The organism is Thalassotalea sp. 1_MG-2023, assembly GCF_030546745.1.
Classification (GTDB): domain Bacteria; phylum Pseudomonadota; class Gammaproteobacteria; order Enterobacterales; family Alteromonadaceae; genus Thalassotalea_C.
Genome location: NZ_JAUOPD010000003.1, coordinates 187,864 through 207,312, shown reverse-complemented (window position 1 = coordinate 207,312; position 19,449 = coordinate 187,864). Strand labels below are relative to the sequence as shown.

The following is a 19,449-nucleotide window of genomic DNA, read 5'->3' as shown; positions in this document are numbered from 1 at the left end:
GTCTCATTTAACATGAAAACAATCCCGAAAAATCACATTTTTTGACAATTCCTATGACTGTTATTAAGACACTTTTCCTTTCAACCATTGTTGCTTAATATGTTCAGCAACTCTAAAGGCATTCGCGTATATCGTATAAGTATAGGGTACACTGCCGCCTGTAGGCATAAACGATCCGTCTGTCACATAAAGGTTTGCCACTTCATGTGAGCGGCAGTTCTTATCAAGTACAGAAGTATTAGGGTCATCACCAAATCGGCACCCCCCAGCCATTAAATTCGTTGGTGGCGCGCTACTTATCGATGTTGTTATATTTTTAGCACCAAGTTTTTCAAGTAATTTAGCGCCTTTTTGCACCAAATATTCTGCTACCTTAATATCTTGAGGGTGGGCGCCTATACGTACTTTCGCTACAGGATCTCCCCATTGGTCAGTCACATTTTCATCTAAAGCAACAAAACAGTCATTATTTGGTAGCCAATCCGTAAAGGCTTCAAAGCGAAGGGTTTTATGTGAAGTAAATTTATTGTATAGCTTTTCTTTGAGCTGTTCTCCCCATATCAGATCGCCTTCATCATCGTATTCTGTGTCATAAGCACGAGCAATCGGGTTATGATAAAACAGAAAGTCGAGTGTGCCGCCTTTGGCTTTCCCGTTTTGATTTATACCACCAAAGCTTGCGTCATTTATCTGGTACCAATCTTGTAATGCTCGGTTAATGAAAGGGCCTTCGGTTTTTAATTCTCTCGCTTGCTCCGGCGTTAAGTCATCAAAGTAAAAGTCGCCGCGACCTCCGCCGCCCCCGCTGAAGATTAAATTTTTACCTACTTGTCCATGATTGTTTGCCAATCCATGTGGAAAATACTTACTTTTTGAGCTTAGCAACAGTCGGCTGGTTTCAATAGCCTGACAAGCAACCACGTAAGTGTTTGCAATGATTTGTTTTTTATGGCCTTTGGCATCATAGTAATGAACAGCACTCACTTGGCTTTTGTCATCACTTGCTAAATAGAACGCTTTTGCGTTAGGCACAATTGTTAAATTACCCGTAGCGACCGCATGATTAAGTAAAGCAGCTCTACCACTCCCTTTAGCGCCAGTAGAACAACCATAGCGGCTACAGTAACCAGAATATTCACAGCTTTGCCTTCCCATTGCTGGTTGCGATAATATCGCACGGGGAATGGGGAATGCATGGTATCCCAGTAAATCTGCGGCTTTATCAATCCATTTTGCGACAGGATGATCGATTAATGGTGGATATGGATAATCCTCTACATGAGGTTCTAAGTGTGGGTGCTCAACCACCTTGCCTGACACACCAATTTCACGATCAACTTGGCGGTAAAAAGGCTCAAGTTCTTGATAGCTAATCGGCCAATCAACAATATTAGCACCTGCTATGTCACCAAATGATGAGTGTAAAGCAAAATCAACCGGCTTTAAGCGATGAAAGTACCCACTCATAAAATTAGAAGAACCGCCCACCACATTACCATTCCAAAATGTCCAACCTGATTCACTGGTCGCTTCTTTATGCCAATGAGTTTCACCATCTTCAACATGACTTTCTTCAATCACATGTTGTTCATCGGTAAGCGCAGGGTTGTAGCTATCACGTACATTGGCGGCTAGTTCATCCTTATAAAATTCTTGCTCAGTCAACCAAGGGCCTTTTTCTAATACAATCACTTTAGCGCCAGCTTTTGCTAACGTATAAGCTACAGGTGATGCGCCAGCGCCACTACCAACAATACAAATATCATATTTCATGCTTTATCAGACCTTTGATAAGGTGGGCGTTTAACAATGTTCTCGGTAACATTTTTAATCGGAATTTCAGCCGCTTTTGCAACAGTGCTTCTTGCAGGCAGCTCATAATATCGCTTTCCTTTTTCAGGTAAGGGAAAGCCCATCTGATGTGCTAACCATTGCCAGCCAATACCTTTCGGATTTCCACCATAGACAGGCGGTGAAAGCATGGCTTCATAGATATTTAAAATCATCATATTCAACCAGCTTTTCCCTGCTGTTGAGCGACTAATTCCTGTCAGAACCTGCTGTTTTTCATCATCCGTTAACGCAATGAATAGTTGATTATATCGTTTGTTCGTATAGCCATTTAGCCATTGAACCCCTTGAAAAATGAAAGCAACTTCTTCTTTATCGGTTGGCTGTTCATACACTAATAAATATAAATACAAACATGCATTAATCTCTTTAGCGCTGGGCCCAGAAGTCGAACTCGGTAAAAGGTGTTTTTGTACCGCATCTAACGTTTGCCAATCACCCTGTTTTTTATCTTGCTGATACTTATGAAGTAAGTCTTCACTCACCGCTGACAAACTAAGAGTAGATACTAAGGCACTTGCACCAGCGGCTGATTTTAGTAATTTACGCCGATTAAGCTTCTTTGACAGCCAAGATGGCGTTTGTTGATAGCGCTGTTCAAAAGATTCACTCACTCTGCAGATATCCTTGTTAAGTTTTCTGAATTTTGGCTCATCTGCCACTTTTCAATAAACATGAGCCAAGCGTTACGCGAATGTTCGCCATTTTCATCAATAAACTCCCCGGTTTCTTTTGACAGCATTACTTTCCCTGTATTAGTCGACACAAAAATATGCGGATAACCAACCACTGGCGGAAGGGACTTTAGAAAATCATGGTTATCATTATGTTCACTAACATTAATTTTTAATAGAACAAATGCTTGGTGTAATGCGTTATTAACGTCTGGATTTTTTGTTAAGAACACCTCCATTTTCTGGCACCACACACACCAGTTTCCACCAATCTCAATTAAGATGTTACGTTGGGTTTTACTTGCTAACACAATAGCGGCGCGGGCATCATCAAAAGGGTTTCTTGATTCATCATACGCTTGGCTATAAGCAGGTAGATTAATTTTTTCCTGCGCAAGCACTGGATGGATGGCTAAACTACTGCCAAGGGTGATCAGTATTACTTGCAACATCTTTAGCATATTCTTTCAAATCTTCTATCATCAATAATCATTAAGACCCAAGCTTGCTTAGCTTTCTTTCATTATTTGATGCTAGCGTGTTCAGCCTGCTTTCGCAATTACGTAACCCTATTGCTAAATTTGTTATAATTACTCACCAATTGCGGTGTCAAAATGTGTCACTAACACTTATAATTGCCGCGTCATTTGATCAAACAGGAAATAATCTATGCGTCCTAGTGGAAGAACTCCCGGCCAAATTCGACCGGTCACGATTACACGCCAATTTACCGCTCATGCTGAAGGCTCGATTCTTATTGAATTTGGCGATACCAAAGTAATTTGTACCGCTTCTGTCGATGAAGGCGTTCCTCGTTTCCTTAAAGGTCAAGGCAAAGGCTGGGTAACTGCTGAATATGGCATGTTGCCGCGCTCAACTCATACACGTATGCGCCGTGAAGCAGCTAGCGGTAAGCAAAGCGGTAGAACATTAGAAATTTCTCGATTAATTGCTCGTTCGTTACGTGCAGCAGTTGATTTGCAAGCACTTGGCGAAAACACCATCACTATTGATTGTGACGTTATTCAAGCAGATGGCGGTACTCGTACAGCATCGATCACAGGTGCTTGCGTTGCATTAGTTGATGCGCTTAATTATATGCGCGCTAAAGACATTATTAGCACTAACCCTTTAAAACACATGATTGCTGCTATATCAGTGGGTATTTATCAAGGTGAGCCAGTTGCAGATTTAGATTACCCAGAAGATTCAGCTGCAGATACAGACATGAATGTTGTTATGTCTGATACCGGCAAGTTAATCGAAGTACAGGGCACAGCCGAAGAAGAACCGTTTTCTTTCGATGAAATGCAACAAATGATGACGTTAGCTAAGCACGCAACAAGTGAGCTATTTGATGCTCAAAAAGCGGCATTAAGTTAAGGAGAAACGTTGATGAAAGATTACCAACGTGAATTTATTGCGTTTGCCTTAGAAAAACAGGTATTACGTTTTGGCGAATTTACCTTAAAGTCTGGTCGAACAAGCCCTTATTTTTTTAATGCAGGCCTGTTTAACACTGGCGGAGATTTAGCCCGTTTAGGCCGTTTCTATGCCTCGGCACTTGCAGATGCAAATATTGAATATGATTTATTATTTGGTCCTGCATATAAAGGCATTCCCATTGCCACAACAACTGCTGTAGCGTTGGCTGATCATCACGGGCAAGACGTACCCTATTGCTTTAACCGAAAAGAAGCAAAAACACATGGTGAAGGTGGCAGTTTAGTGGGCTCACCGCTTCAAGGTAAAATTATGCTTGTTGATGATGTTATTACCGCCGGTACTGCAATTCGTGAATCGATGGAAATTATCAAAACACATGGCGCTGAATTATCAGGTGTATTAATTGCCTTAGATCGCCAAGAAAAGGGGAACGGGGACCTGTCAGCCATTCAGGAAGTTGAGCGTGATTTTTCAACTCAAGTTATCTCAATTGTAACCTTAGGTGATTTGATTCAATACTTGGAAGAACAAACAGGGCAAGAAGAAAGCTTAAACGCGATTAAAGCGTACCGTAGTCAATACGGAATTTAGCTGCCAGCTTAAATCACTGTTTTCACAAAGCCAGCATTGATTGCTGGCTTTTTAATATGAGTTAATTCCAATGATATTAATAGGTTAATTTTACGTACTTTATCGTGACTGACCAACAAACGTTAATACTGCCTTATCGTTTTGATCATAAAACGTGAGTGTGTTCTCGGTAATATGACCTTGGGCTACTTGTTCAAGCGCTTGTACAAATAACGACTCAATCTCAGCCGTTTCCATGCAATACCGCTTGCTCATAGCAAGTGGTGCAAATTGTATCGTTGAATCATCTATGTTCACGCCGCCTTGAAAACGGTTACAACCTGTAAAACCTGATACCTTTCCTGTTTCGATAAACTCTATAAACGGTATAAGTTCTGTTTTATTTGGCAGTGAAAAACCTTGTGCTGATTCAAGCTGCCATCGAACATTTTTCAACGTTTCAACCGGTAAACTAAGGTTTTCGTCACGTTGCTCTTGCTGACAAGCTGAAAGGGTAAATACCAAGAAGAATATTGCTAATGCGCGACTAATAAACATAACATCTCTCAAAAAATAGAATATATTGCGTATTGTAGCCGTTTGGTGAAAACATTTATGACAAAATCGCTGGAAACCCGTGAAATTACGACTAATGTCTAACCGCAGTCGTTATTACACGTGCCGCTATAACGTTGCTTTAACATTTTACCACAAATAATATTTGCTAGAATTTAGCTGATCCCATATGGTTAACGTACTGCCTCTATTGTATTTATCATTTCGTGAAAATTTAAGGATATATGTGTTCAAATTTAAGGACAAATGTCATTGGTGCACAACGCTACGCCTTAACGTAATATTATTATTACTGACAACGATGATGTTACCAATAAAAGTAGGTGCTACATACGTACAAGAAGCACAACCATTATCACAACGAAATACTATTCGTATCGCATTACCTGACCAAAAAAGTATTGACTCAGCATCACAAGAACGCATGCAAGCGTTGATATCTTTTCTCAAAGAGTTCTGGCAAATATGGGCTTTAGATCACCAAAAACAGGTTCAGTTTTCCATGCTTTCTGGCAAAGAAGCAATTGAACAACTCAACAACAACACAATAGATATTATTGCGATTAATATCCTTGAACCCAAGTTATCAGAATTTTTATACAGCATTCCCTACGCGAAATTTAAACAACGCGTGTTTCGCAATCAATATAAAAAGTTAAAGAAAAACACGCAAGTTGCCATTCATGATCCTAGCCATGCTGCCCTTAACTATTTACCTGAGCATATTAACATTACCTATTTTGATAACGTTGATGCATTAGTGAAGCAATATCAGAAATTTGATGTACTTTACTCTATTCATCCTTGGTTGTTAGAGAAGGCCTTAGCAGAACGCAACATTAATGAAATGTTTTATGTGAATCAAAATGAAGTACCTGAGATGACGTTGCATTTCGCAACCCGCAAAGCAGACCGCGAACTCATGTATATTATCAACGATAGTATTCGTCAAATAAGCCTTGCCCAAGCTGACATCTGGAGTGAAAAATACCTATTAACCGAACAGAGTAACTTTTCATTATTGTTGGGCAGTTATGTCACACCGCTGAGCGAAACTGAAAAACACTTTATTATTAACCATAACACCATACACATACCGGTGCCTAAAACTGGGATTTCTCCTTTTATTATTACGCGTAATCACGCCAATATTACCGATCGTGGTTATTCAATAGATTTACTTAATATGATTTCCAAGAAGTTAGGTATTGTATTTACGCCCGTCAGGTATGAAAATTATTTGGGTGTATTTAAAAGCGTTAATAGTAATACAACGCAATTATTTCCTTTTTTTGAGATTGATGAAGAATTATCAAAGCGCTACATTTTCAGCCAGCCATTTCTTGATGCACACTATAGCGGTATTTATAACCCAGATATTTCAGAGTTTACTCAACTGACTGATGCAAATAACCATACCATTGCCTTGGTTGAAATGTTCGCCATATCGCAAGACATTAAAGCACACTTTCCTAAAGCAAAATTTATCACTTATAGAACCATCGATGATGCTATTGCATCAGTTGCCAAAGGTGAAACAAGTTTATTCATCGGCCGCTCACTATTGGCGGCTGCAACCATAAAGCAACATGGGCATGCTAATTTAACCTCTATCCCGTTGTCAGATTTTCGCCCAGATGCCCAAATTGCATTTGCGACTACGCCGCAAAACCATATGCTGATCTCTTTAATCAACAAATCATTAAATGAAATATCTGCCGATGAATTAGATGCGCTTTACAATAAGTGGAGCCAAACCGCTTTTCCCGTGGCTGATGTGCAAGGTAAAGTGGCTGATGCTTACCGTCAGGCAAGTTATGTTTTTTTTGCCATTTTATTAATCGCGTTGATTATATTTTGGGTCTATTTCCGACAACTACAAGTGCGTAAAATTGCACAAAAGAAAATTGAACATGCACTAGCCATTGCAGAAGCAGCAAGAGCTGAAGCAGAACGTTCTGCTCAAGCAAAAATTAACTTTCTCGCGAGAATGAGTCATGAAATACGTACACCAATGAATGGCGTACTGGGTATGGCAGAAGCGCTATCTTTTACTGCGTTAAATAAAGAACAAAGCGAGTTACTTGATACCTTAGAAGGCTCAGCACGGCATTTATTAGCACTATTAAACGACGTACTTGACTTTTCTAAAATGGACGCTGGTAAGTTAACCTTAGAATCAGTACCTGTTAATCTACATTTATTGACAAAAAACTTATTAAAAAGCTTCCATCATATTAAAACTGAAAGAAATTTACGTTTGAAGCTTAACATTGATGAAAACATTACTCACAGTTACTTCACTGACCCAACTCGATTAAATCAAGTGCTAAACAATTTGATCAGTAACGCGATAAAATTCACTGACAAAGGCTGCATCACCGTCACCGTTGAACAAATCGGTCAAGACATTCAAGAAACAGACATTTATGACCAGATACGCATCTCAGTTAAAGATACAGGCATTGGTATTTCTGAGCAAAACCAGCGCTTGTTATTTTCTCCTTTTACTCAGGCAGACACTGATATCACTCGAAAGTTTGGTGGTACTGGTTTAGGGCTAAGTATCTGCAAAGAAATTATCGACTCTATGAACGGTGAAATAGCAGTACAGTCTACACTTGGAGAAGGAAGTGAGTTTTATTTTACCTTATATTTAAAACAAGCAAAATTTAAACGTGAAACCAAAGACAGACGTAAGAATAGCCGTGTAGTCAATGAACCTACAGATAATAGGTTTAGTGATTTCAAAGTACTCGTTGCAGAAGATAATTTAGTGAATGTTAAGGTACTTTGCGCACAACTTTCTCGTTTAGGTATAGAAGCTGACATCGCCTACGATGGAGTTCAAGCGCTCGAAAAGCATAAAAAATCACCCTACGACATTATTATTTCTGATTGTCATATGCCAAATATGGATGGCTTTGAATTAGTTAAAGCGATTAATCAACAAAACAATCATCCTATTTGGTTGATCGCTGTGACTGCTGATGCACTAAGTGGTGCGGCAGAGAAGTGTTTAAATGCAGGCTTTAATGATTATATGGCAAAACCTTGCCCACAAGAAGAAATCACCAATAAAATGAACCATGCGTATCGTGCCCTACAGGCGATGAAGATAGAAAAGCAAAAGGGCTATTAACTGCAATCAAAAAATCCAAAGTTCACTCACTTTAAACAATAGAGACTAAAAGGGTTGGTTTTGGGTTAACAGCCAATCTATTAAACTTTAAACTTACCAACAAGTGCATTTAAACTGCTAAACTCAGCTTGCAAACTATCACATGCTTGATGAGTCTGTTGAAGATATTCTTCACCTTGCTTATTTAATTCCATTAACTGCAAAATGTCCTCATCAATCGACTTAATAACATCACTTTGTTGTTTGGTTGCCTCGGCAACAGCATGATTCTCATTATCAACATTTTGTAATGAATTAACGATTGCTTGCATACGTTCATCTGCAATGTTCGCTTTTTCGACACTGGAACTACTATTTTGTTGGCTTTGCTCCATCGAACTCACTACAGATACAGTGCCTTGCTGTAAGGTTTCTATCATATTTTCAATTTCAGTCGCCGCCTCTTGTGTTCGCTGGGCTAACTGACGTACTTCATCGGCAACGACAGCAAAACCTCGGCCTGCTTCTCCTGCACGCGCTGCTTCTATTGCTGCATTCAGTGCTAATAAATTTGTTTGTGAACTTACACCCATAATCACATCTAAAATACTGGCAATATTTTTTGCTTCTGCACGAAGTTTTTCAACATCACCGCTAGAACTTTCCATCGTATTGGATAATGCCTCAATAGAACGAATATTTTCATTGAGCGCTTCCATTCCTTGTTGAGATTGTTGGCGCATTGCTGAGGCTAGATCAGATGCATTACCCGCATTAATAGAAATTTCTCCAGAAGAACTGTTCAACTCTGTCATCGCACTCGATACATTCGTCCCTCTGCTAAGTTGCTGTTGCGCCATATCAATACCGAAATGTGCACTGCTTCTAACTTGTTCAATATGTTGCTCAAGACTGCCAGCAGAGCTATGCACTCGTTGCATAGTTTCATGTACAGTTGCAATGAAATTATTAAAGTTTGCTGATAGTTGACCAATTTCATCTTGGCTATCAACAGAAAGTCGCTGTGTTAAATCACCATCACCTTCCGAAATATCTTTGATTGCATCATTTAAACGATAGATAGGTTTCATTAAATGATTAAATAAGAAATGCAATAACAACACTGAAATAATCAAACTAGCAATACCGACAATAATGGCTGAATTACGTGATGAAATTAATGGCTTATAGGCCTTTTCACGATCCAACACCACACCTACATACCATTTAACAGACGCTACACCTTCGATAGGGATGAACGAGACAATATTATCGCCAAATTCATTAAGTTTAGTATCAAAGGCTGGAAGTGAAGGTAATTTAAGTAAATCTTTAACTGATTTGTTAATCATTTGGCTGTTAGGGTGGCTTAATATCTTGCCGTCTGCGGTAGTTAAATACGCATAACCTAAATCTAAGAAGTCGATCATATTAAGTATTTCAGCAATATCGCTGAGAAAAATATCCCCACCTGCAGCACCAATAAAAGCGCCATTTTCAAAAATTGGCGCTACCGCAGAAATCACTTGTTGGTTTATCGTGGCATCTAAATATGTTTCAGTAAATGAAGGCGTACTTTGTGATTTTGCTAATAAATACCATGGACGTTGACGAGCGTCAAAACCAGCAGGGAGTTCGATAGTTAAATCATCAAGAATAAATTGCCCTGTTTCCTCGACACCTATATAAGTATTTTTTAAATCTCCAGCCTTAACTGCTTGTTGTACTGCAGTTAACATAGTGTCGGTGTCGTCATCTGACGTTGCGTTTTCGGCTATCGCCTCAATAATTTGTAGACGACCGTTAAGCCAATTGGCGATATTGCCAGAAACTGAATGACCTATCTCATCGATGGCTCGATTTAAGTTATCTTCTGTATCTTGTTTAAGTGAAAAGTAATTGATCGAGGTTGATACTGCTAACGCTAAAATTAATAAAAATACCGTGACAGCAATAATTTTATGGGCAAATTTTAAAGGAAACACAATTAATTCTCTTGTTATTATTATTAAGCAACCATAGTACCTTACCATTGCTTGATAAAATGTCCAATGTAAAAAATTTCATCTATAGAAAGCTATCTAACTGAAAAATAAATATAAAACCTTATCTGTAAACTAAATAATCCATCCTTAGCCTAACTTAATGAATAAAGGTTCATAGCTTCTTATGCCGAGTATTTCTAGTCAAACAACAAAAAGTTCTGATACAAGCTAAACAAAAACTGGCACACTAATTATTCATGCAGCACGGAGGTAATATGAGCAGCGCTAACCATTACATACTGACCTGGCAATGTCCTGATACGACAGGCGTACTTGCGCAAGTCGCACAAAATTTATTTGAACATGGCGCGTTTATCACTGAAACGTCTCAATACAGTGATCCTTATACTGAAACTTTTTTCTCACGCATTGCCTTTGATGATCGTCATATGACGGTTGGCAGTGAAGAATTCGCTCAAGGTATTGAAAAGTTAGCTGCACCACTAAATTTACAGTACCGCTTGCGTGAAAAAAACAATGTACCCAACGTTGTCATTGCTGTGTCAAAAGATGACCACTGCTTAGTGTCTTTGCTGACGAAATGGAAAGCAGGCGCATTACCCGTAAATATTGTAGCGGTTGTTTCTAACCATATAGAGTGCAAATCATTGGTTGATTGGCACGGTATTGATTACCACTACCTGCCAATGACGCCAGGTAAAAAGCATGAACAAGAAGCAGCAATGATGGCTATTTTCGAACAATATCACGGCGATTTACTCATTTTAGCCCGCTATATGCAAATATTGTCAGATGATATGTGTACGAAACTTCGTGGCAAAGCGATTAATATTCATCATTCCTTTTTACCCAGTTTTAAAGGTGCACGGCCATATCATCAGGCGCATACCCGTGGCGTAAAAGTGATTGGTGCAACAGCGCATTATGTTACCGCTGATCTAGACGAAGGCCCTATAATCGTGCAAGAAGTAAAGCCCATTAACCATACATACACCATAGAACAAATGGTACATGCGGGTCATGATTTAGAAGCTACCGCTCTTAGTCATGCAGTAAAAATGCATGCTGAACAACGCGTTTGTTTGAACAAAGATAAAACCGTTATTCTAATTTAATCGCGGTTTTATTGATCTTTTAAAGGTTTTAGGTATAACGGTGCTAAAACCTTTTTGCAATTTATCTCATGACTATAAAATATCGTATTGCCGCTAACCACGTTAATCATCATTTATTCGATGTTTCGCTAACCTTTACTGCTGAACAAAATCAAGATTACTTTTTGTCATTGCCTGCATGGCTTCCTGGCAGTTACATGATCAGAGACTTTGCTAAAAATATCATTGCAATTTCAGCTACTAATGCACAAAACCAATCAATTGAACTGACAGCACTTGATAAGCAGCGTTGGCAACTTGCTCGCTGTGGCGGCAACATAACGATTAGTTATCAAGTCTTCGCATTCGACTTATCGGTCAGAACAGCCTATTTAGACAATCAACGAGGCTTTTTTAACGGTAGTTCAACGTTTCTTGCCGTTGAAAACTTAAAAGATGAGCAATGTCAGTTAATGATTGAAGCCCCCACCAACCAACCCAATTGGCGTGTTGCCACTGGTATGCAAAGAGCTAAAAACACAGAAAAATACCATTTTGGTGAATACATTGCTGATAATTACGCCGAATTAATCGATTGCCCGGTTGCAATTGGCGCATTTGAAAGTGTTGAGTTTGACGTAGAAGGTGTTACCCACCATATGGTATTTACCAGCAAGCATTATGGTGACACAGAACGTATGGCAGACGATGTTGCAAAACTTTGTCAGCATCATATCGATTTATTTGGTGAAGCCCCTTTCAAAGAATACTGGTTTATCACCCATTTGTTAGAAAATGGCTTTGGCGGTTTAGAACATAAAAATTCAACCATTTTGCAAGCAAGTCGTTTTGATTTACCCAATCCTCAGCAAAAGGGCGAGCTCAGTGATGACTATAAAACCTTTCTATCCTTATGTTCCCATGAGTATTTCCACGCATGGAATGTTTGCCGAATTAAACCGAAAGCCTTTGTACCCTATCAATTAGATCAAGAAAGCTATACCGATCAGCTTTGGGCTTACGAAGGTATTACCTCTTATTACGATGATTTTTCACTTTATCGGGCCGGTATTATCTCTTTTGACGATTACTTAAAAATACTGAGCAAAGCGATTACACGCGTCAACCGTGGCAATGGTCAATTCAAACAGAGTGTTACAGAGTCAAGTTTTTATACTTGGACAAAGTTTTATAAACAAGGGCCTGACGCTGTTAATAATATTGTCAGCTATTACACAAAGGGGGCAATTATCGCCTTGTGGCTCGATTTAACGATCAGAGAAAAATCTAACCAGCGGTATTCACTCGATCAACTAATGCGTGAGTTATGGATACATTTCGGCCGACCAGGCATTGGCACTGAGCAAGAAGATTTTATCAACATCACCAATATTCTTTGTGGTGAAGATATCAGCGAAGTGTTCACCCAATTGTTAACAGCAAAATCTCCGGTAGATATAGCTCCGTTATTAGCCAACGTTGGTATTAGTTTCACAAAAAGTAAGTTTTCCAAGCTTAATAGTGTCGACACCACTGAAGACCATAACTATGCGCCATATATAGGAGCACACTATAAAGCACTTCCTCTTGGTGTGCAGATCACTCAAGTGATTGAAAACTCGCCCGCAGCTAATGCAGGTATCGCGGTTAATGATGTATTAGTGGCTATTGATCATTTAAAAATCACCGACAAGAGTATTCAACAGCTAGCAAATTACTTACCCGCGAATCAACGCGTTGACTGTCATTTTTTCAGAGACGACCAATTAATAACAAACGCTATTCGCTTTATTGACTCACCTGATACAGGGGTATGTTTAACGGTAAAAGATGAAGCATTAAGTCAGCAATGGCGAGCAATAAACCGTTAATTGACATAGGGTGTAAATAAAAAAAGACACCCTTATAAAGACATTATATCAACGCAATTAGTAACATTTGTTACTTTTAGTTTATCATCATGCTATTCGAGTAAAAGAGAAAGTCGCTATGATCAAAATTGAAAAAGTACATCATGTTGCGTATCGCTGTAAAGATGCTAAAGAAACCGTTGAATGGTACAAAGAAAAGCTTAATATGGACCTAGTCTTAGCCATTGCAGAAAATGAAGTACCTTCTACCAAAGCCCCTGATCCCTATATGCATATATTTTTAGATGCCGGTATGGGCAATGTATTGGCATTTTTTGAATTGCCTAACAATGATGATATGGGCAGAGACGAAAATACACCGGCCTGGGTGCAGCATTTAGCACTTAAAGTTGCCGATGTTGATGCTTTAGTCGCCGCAAAAGAAAGCTTACAAAGTAAAGGGGTTGATGTGTTGGGCCCTGTTCACCACGGTGTATTTAAATCGATTTACTTTTTTGATCCAAGTGGCCACCGATTAGAACTTGCTGCTGATATCGGTACACCTGAACAATATAAACAACTAAATGACGTGGCGCATGCGATGATTGATGAATGGGCTGAAACTAAACGTGCGCCTAACCATGCCGCTTGGTTGCATGAACACGATTAGGTTACATACCAACTGATATGATAAGAAAAGCGAGTAATGAACATTACTCGCTTTTTTTATTTACCAACACCATTATTGTATCTCTGTACGCTTGTTCCTTCTTTCTTTGTAAGACATTTGCCATTAATATTTTTTGCTAATGGCTTTCCAATTTTTAATATTCTTGCAAAACATTAAGTTAACGAATTTTCATTAAAATGATGTATTTTTAACCAATTTAACACTTGCTTAACAGATTTAATTCGGTAAAGTAATTGAAGCTACTGGTTGGTAGCCAAATACAAAATGGAACTGAACACGCAATTAGGAAGCTAAAAAATACTCTTAGTAGTATTACTTTATTGAAAATAAGGATGGTTTAATCTTCATCAGGATTGATGACAATTCAGTCCAGGAGGATAATAAGGAAAGCCTAAGAAAGAGTCAGGACGACCGATAAGTAGAAACACCAAGGGAAGCTAGTAATAATAAACGGGAACACTGTTAGAGACATACAGGGATTGTTACCAAAGTAACGGATCACACTAAATTGGAACATGCATTTTGTCGAGTTTATATGACAATAATTCTCCTAAAGCGATGGCATAGCCATCGTTTTTTCTTTCTATCATCAGAATAATTACCCTCTAGCGTAAATCTACAGTAAAATAGTGGATATTATTCATCGTTAACGTAAGCCTTATGACACGTAAAAAGAAATCTAGAAAACCTTCAGCCGCGCCAGTAAGGTTGTCTAAGCAAGAAAAACAACAACTTGCAGAGCTAAAAGATAAAAAACCGAAAAAACAAAAAGGCAAAAAGCCCGGAAATCGACAACAAGAAGCTCGAGATAGTAAAAATACTCCGCAACAAGCGCAGCATAATAAAGACCCACGTATTGGCAGTAAAAAACCAATTACGTTAGGCACAACTGAAAAGGAACCCTCAGTGGCTAAGCCGAAATCTAAGTCAGAATCGGCTCCTCGGATTGCACCAATTCGCGAAGTAGCTGGTGTTGATAACACCGCTGAACTTAACGAAGAGTTAAGCAATATCGAACAAGACGAAGCTTTACAGATTATACTCGGTAAACAAGAACAGGACATCGCGTTAACTGAGCAAGAAATTGATTATTTCAATCAGTTAATGGATAGACATCAAGCGATCAGCGAGCAACTTAGCTTAACTGATGAAGAAGAAACGAGCCATCAGTCACCAAAAGATGATGACGCTTTATGGGACAAGCTCGATAAACAAGATTTTTCAGATTATCAATAACACAGGAATACTATGTTTGAACAATATTGGCTCGAATTATTCGTTATTGGCGGCCTGATAATAGCATCGCTTGCTTTTTATGCTGGCATGTTATTAAAGCAAGTACACCAGCAAAAAAAAGCACAACTAAGTGCTCAAAAACTGCAACAAGAAAAGTTGCGTGAGCATGATAAAAAGATTCTCGATAGTGTTGTGATCATTGTTCGTGCAATGAAAGAAGAACAATGTGAGTTATCAGAAGGTTGTTGGCGATTAAGCGTATTACTCGATTCATTAAAAACATCGAGCGAACTTGCTAGTGAGTTTCCTAGCATTTTTGAATTGTACAATGCGATTAAGCACATGCCAATTCTTGAAGAACGCAAAAAGCTTGAAAAACGTGAACGCATGAAACTCGACTTAGTCAGAATGAAAGCAGAAAGTCGATTACAGCCAAACATACATCAAGATATTAAACGTTTACACCAGTACGCCAATGAGCGTATTTCAACCCTTAACGAACATATTAGTACCGCTGCATAACAGTTAGCCAAATTAATCGCTAAAGCTTGCGCTTGATCAAAAAGTCTTATTTCCTACGTTGATAAAATACGAGTGTTCATTTCTTATTGAACACTCGGCTATCATACATCGTAAAGGCTAACCTAATGCAAACTGAACTGTATTTTGATCCAACACTACTGGGAAAATATAACACCAGTGGACCGCGTTATACTTCATACCCAACCGCGCTTGAGTTTCATGATCAATTTACAGCAATTGATTTAGCCTCCGCGATAGAAAATTCAAAAAACAATTCGTTATCGCTTTATGTTCACATCCCATTTTGTCACTCATTATGCTATTACTGTGGGTGCAATAAAGTCGTGACGCGTCAACGTGATAAAGCAGATATCTATCTTGATTATTTAGTCAAAGAACTAAAAGCAAAGGCATCGTTATTCAAAAAATATCACGTTAAACAACTTCATTTGGGAGGTGGTACGCCAAGCTTTTTAACTAAAAATCAATTGAGTTTTCTTGTTTATCATCTAAAAAAAGCATTTTCGTTTTTAACTGACATTGAGATGAGCATTGAAATTGATCCCCGTGAAATTGATCTTGACTTGATAGATCATTTATACGAATTGGGCTTTAATCGTTTAAGTATTGGCGTACAAGACGTTGACGGTAAAGTACAAGAAGCCATTAATCGCACGCAATCAACTGACTTCATTGCCAGTATTATTACTAGAGCAAAACAATTAGGCTTTCGCTCAGTGAATGTTGATTTAATTTATGGTTTACCACATCAATCAACAGAAACGTTCAGTAAAACTATCGATAAAGTCTACGAAATGAACGTAGACCGCATTTCATTATTCAGTTATGCCCACCTGCCAAGCCGCTTCGCAGCACAACGTAAATTACGTGATGAATGGCTACCAAACGCACAAGAAAAATTTGCCTTGATGAAATTAGCTATTGAACGACTATGTCAATATGGCTATGAGTTTATTGGTATGGATCACTTTGCAAAGCCTGATGATGAACTTGCCATAGCACAACGTAAAGGTACCTTACACCGTAACTTCCAAGGTTACACCACTCAAGGTAACAGTGATTTGCTCGGACTAGGCGTTTCTTCAATTAGTGCTATTGGTGAATGCTATAGTCAAAACGAAAAAGAGTTGAAACAATATTACCGTGCTATAGATGTACAAGGGCAAGCAATTACTAAGGGGTTAACATTAACACAAGACGATATAATTCGTGGCCAAGTGATAAAGTCGTTAATGTGCAATATGCATATTGACAAAGCAGCCATCGAAAACCAATTTTCTATCTGTTTTGATCAATATTTTGCTGATGAATTAGCAACCCTCACCTGTTTTATCAACGACGGTTTGCTAACAATGTCTAGCCAATACATCACTGTTGATCAACGTGCGCGATTACTTATTCGTATCATTGCCATGAGTTTTGATGCTTATATGAAACAACACGTAAATCAACAACGATTTTCACGTGTTATTTAGTCACGGGAGACGTTTGATAAATATCTAGGTTCTCTTGTTTTACTTGTCCGTAGAGCAAGTGGCTGGTCGTAATGTCAAAATCGCTTACACGCGAGCTAACGAGCGGTTTAGCGTCACTTTCTTTCTGCCCATCGGTAAAGGATAAAATTTTTCGCATTTGATAATCAAACCAATACCATTGTTCACCTTGTTTGCGTAAATTGAACTGACGACCATCCAAAAAATACGACGAAAGCTTGAGGTGAGTCACCTGTTGTTGCTCCGTTTTACCAACAAACAATTGTTGTTGTTGATCAAGCCAAAGTGTATCTTTCTCATTGGCACGGAAGTGAACAAATTGCCATTTTGATTCGGCTTTAGATACCGAATTAGTCTGTAAATTATAAAAATGCACTTGCCAACGTTCAGCAACCTTGACACTGTAGGCAATGATATTCTCGCTTTTAAATGACACGCCTTTAATCTCATTTTGCGTTATTTTAAGACGTTTATAGCGCCCATCTTTTACAGAAATAAGATGGATCTCATTTAATGTTAATGCCATTAAATATTCATCATTAGGTGACCACCTTAAGTCTACATAATGCCTATCGTCATCAAACTGGGTTAATTTTGAGCGAGACTGATTATCCAATGAGGTCAACCAAACTTCTTCATGGCCTGTTGCTAACGAAATATAGGCGATAGTGTCAGATGTATTAGCAACGCGAGCAAAGCGCTCATTTACCGAGCTATTAGCAATCACCGATTGTCGTTGAGTATTCAGTGACAATCGTGCTAAATCTGTATTTCTATCACCGGCAGAAAACAGGTAGTCTCGTCCGTTACTGTGTCTTTTAGGTGCTCGAATAACTCTTGTACCCGCATAGATAACAGCCACTTTTTTACCCTTTACATCATAACGGAGAAGATCATTCGCAGGATGTTCCCCCATCATAACGACGTGCTCTCCATCATGACTCCATATTGCACAACATACATAAGCATTAAGCTTAAAAAGCAAGGTTAGTTTATCTGTATCAAGATCTAACTGATAAAAGCCTTCCCACTGCTGTTGGTCTGGTGAGGAAATCAATAACGTATTTTTTGACGGGTGTAAATCAAATTGATAGTTACCGCCTAAATAAATATCTGGTTGTGCCAAGCGCTTTTGTTTACCCGTTTTTAAATCAATTGAAAATAAAGTATATGGTGTACCAGCACCATTATTTTCAGCATAAACAAGAAGATTATCATCATGCGTAAATAAAATTTTCCCGAAACTGCCTGCTGTACAGTTATGAATTAACGTTGATTTTCCTAAGGTCAAGCCATCAATCTCTCGGATGAAATATTGACACTGGCTGCTATTTCCAACTAAATACGCTAGCTTTGTACCCTCATCATTCCAACTTGCAGGACCCACCCCCATGCCTCCATGATCATCAATCGTGATCACGGTTTCATCAGCAATTCGTTTAATTCTTAAATAGACATTACCTCGAATTTTAGATAAATATGCTACGCGTGTACCGTCTGGCGAATATTCAGCAAAAAACTCATCGCCAGCATCTGTTGTTAACGCTTTTGCAGAAGTCGTAATTTGTTGATTCTTGGTTTGTTGCCAACTAAAGGCCACCATAATAAATATCAGCATACAGATACCAATAATTATCTTTCGTGTCGATTTAACCCTGTGGTTACCAATCGTAGCAACTGTCGTTTCATTTTGTTCATGAGCTAATTGCTTGATGAAGGCCGTTATCTCAGGAGTAACACTCGGTTCAGTGTCATTCGAGGTGGGTTGTAGATGTTCGGTGCATGCTTCGTAGTCTTTGTTTTGTTCATCAAGCAGTTTGACCGAAGCAATAAACTTGTACCCTTTTTTGGGAAACGTTGCGATGAACTGTGGTCGTCTCACATCATCAACAAAAGCTTTTCTAAGTTTTGTGATTAACTTACTGACAGCATTATCACTGACGATTCTTCCAAGCCACACATTGGTGATTAATTCATCTTTACTAATAATCACATCGGGGTGCTGACAAAAGTAACGTAACAATTCAACCGTCATAGGCTCTAACTGTTGCGTATGCTTATTATCTGTAAGTGACTGTTGCTGATCACAAAAAATGAAATGTGCTATTTGCCAACGCATCTTTTTATCTACGCCTTTTTAAGTATTTGTAAACTATCACAATTCACTAATTTGGTCACGAAAAGTCATCAAAAGTCAGCAAAAAATCCTGCAAAGTCAGCTACACGTCACGACTTTTTTGTACATAACCACTAACTTACTCTCAAAAATTCACTTGTTAAAAATCAGAAGTAACAAGT

Annotated in this window: 15 protein-coding genes; 9 read left to right on the top strand and 6 right to left on the bottom strand. The window is 38.7% G+C overall.

The features are described 5' to 3' along the window. Nucleotides 1-63: 63 nt before the first annotated feature. Genes Q4489_RS03670 through Q4489_RS03660 form a run of 3 tightly spaced genes read right to left on the bottom strand, consistent with a single transcriptional unit; the run spans nucleotide 64 to nucleotide 2,977 of the window. Nucleotides 64-1,773, bottom strand: coding sequence for a GMC family oxidoreductase (locus Q4489_RS03670; protein ID WP_303477238.1), 1,710 nt, complete (start codon nucleotides 1,771-1,773; stop codon nucleotides 64-66). Further along, a complete protein-coding gene (locus tag Q4489_RS03665) occupies nucleotides 1,770-2,465 on the bottom strand; it encodes a gluconate 2-dehydrogenase subunit 3 family protein (RefSeq protein ID WP_303477235.1) in 696 nt (231 codons plus the stop codon). The genes Q4489_RS03670 and Q4489_RS03665 overlap by 4 nt, the downstream gene beginning before the upstream one ends. Beyond that, nucleotides 2,462-2,977, bottom strand: coding sequence for a thioredoxin family protein (locus Q4489_RS03660; protein ID WP_303477232.1), 516 nt, complete (start codon nucleotides 2,975-2,977; stop codon nucleotides 2,462-2,464). Before Q4489_RS03660 ends, Q4489_RS03665 begins: the two co-directional genes overlap by 4 nt. Nucleotides 2,978-3,194: 217 nt before the next feature. On the opposite strand from Q4489_RS03660, the gene rph reads away from it, so the two are divergent. Beyond that, on the top strand, nucleotides 3,195-3,908 hold the full coding sequence (gene rph / locus Q4489_RS03655; protein WP_303477229.1) for a ribonuclease PH: 714 nt from the start codon (nucleotides 3,195-3,197) through the stop codon (nucleotides 3,906-3,908). 12 nt (nucleotides 3,909-3,920) lie between these two features. Beyond that, nucleotides 3,921-4,562, top strand: coding sequence for an orotate phosphoribosyltransferase (gene pyrE, locus Q4489_RS03650; RefSeq protein WP_303477226.1), 642 nt, complete (start codon nucleotides 3,921-3,923; stop codon nucleotides 4,560-4,562). A gap of 99 nt (nucleotides 4,563-4,661) precedes the next feature. Here pyrE and Q4489_RS03645 read toward each other — a convergent pair whose 3' ends face one another. Further along, nucleotides 4,662-5,099, bottom strand: coding sequence for an META domain-containing protein (locus Q4489_RS03645; protein WP_303477223.1), 438 nt, complete (start codon nucleotides 5,097-5,099; stop codon nucleotides 4,662-4,664). 244 nt (nucleotides 5,100-5,343) lie between these two features. Between Q4489_RS03645 and Q4489_RS03640 the strand changes: the two genes are divergently transcribed. Continuing rightward, nucleotides 5,344-8,259 (top strand): transporter substrate-binding domain-containing protein, encoded by a 2,916-nt coding sequence (locus Q4489_RS03640; RefSeq protein ID WP_303477220.1) that lies wholly within the window; start codon nucleotides 5,344-5,346, stop codon nucleotides 8,257-8,259. 80 nt (nucleotides 8,260-8,339) lie between these two features. On the opposite strand, the gene Q4489_RS03635 is transcribed toward Q4489_RS03640, so the two are convergent. After that, a complete protein-coding gene (locus Q4489_RS03635) occupies nucleotides 8,340-10,223 on the bottom strand; it encodes a methyl-accepting chemotaxis protein (RefSeq protein WP_303477218.1) in 1,884 nt (627 codons plus the stop codon). Between the two features lie 275 nt (nucleotides 10,224-10,498). Here Q4489_RS03635 and purU point away from each other — a divergent pair, with 275 nt between their 5' ends. The 6 genes from purU (at nucleotide 10,499) to hemN (ending at nucleotide 17,133) form a co-directional block, all read left to right on the top strand. After that, a complete protein-coding gene (purU, locus tag Q4489_RS03630; protein WP_303477215.1) occupies nucleotides 10,499-11,359 on the top strand; it encodes a formyltetrahydrofolate deformylase in 861 nt (286 codons plus the stop codon). A gap of 68 nt (nucleotides 11,360-11,427) precedes the next feature. Beyond that, the gene (locus tag Q4489_RS03625; RefSeq protein ID WP_303477213.1) at nucleotides 11,428-13,209 is read left to right on the top strand and encodes a M61 family metallopeptidase; all 1,782 of its coding nucleotides are present in this window, start codon (nucleotides 11,428-11,430) and stop codon (nucleotides 13,207-13,209) included. Between the two features lie 118 nt (nucleotides 13,210-13,327). After that, complete coding sequence (locus Q4489_RS03620) at nucleotides 13,328-13,858, top strand: VOC family protein (RefSeq protein ID WP_303477211.1); 531 nt, start codon at nucleotides 13,328-13,330, stop codon at nucleotides 13,856-13,858. Between the two features lie 681 nt (nucleotides 13,859-14,539). Next, nucleotides 14,540-15,115 carry a Der GTPase-activating protein YihI gene (gene yihI / locus Q4489_RS03615; RefSeq protein ID WP_303477209.1) on the top strand — a complete coding sequence of 192 codons (576 nt, stop codon included), beginning with the start codon at nucleotides 14,540-14,542 and terminating at the stop codon, nucleotides 15,113-15,115. 12 nt (nucleotides 15,116-15,127) lie between these two features. Continuing rightward, nucleotides 15,128-15,637, top strand: a complete 510-nt coding sequence (locus Q4489_RS03610; protein ID WP_303477207.1) for a DUF2489 domain-containing protein — start codon at nucleotides 15,128-15,130, stop codon at nucleotides 15,635-15,637. A 125-nt stretch (nucleotides 15,638-15,762) separates the two neighbouring features. Further along, complete coding sequence (gene hemN, locus Q4489_RS03605) at nucleotides 15,763-17,133, top strand: oxygen-independent coproporphyrinogen III oxidase (RefSeq protein WP_303477206.1); 1,371 nt, start codon at nucleotides 15,763-15,765, stop codon at nucleotides 17,131-17,133. Here the strand turns inward: hemN and Q4489_RS03600 are convergent. Next, nucleotides 17,126-19,270, bottom strand: coding sequence for a winged helix-turn-helix domain-containing protein (locus Q4489_RS03600; RefSeq protein WP_303477204.1), 2,145 nt, complete (start codon nucleotides 19,268-19,270; stop codon nucleotides 17,126-17,128). The two genes, hemN and Q4489_RS03600, sit on opposite strands and share 8 nt — an antisense overlap. Between the last annotated feature and the right edge of the window lie 179 nt (nucleotides 19,271-19,449).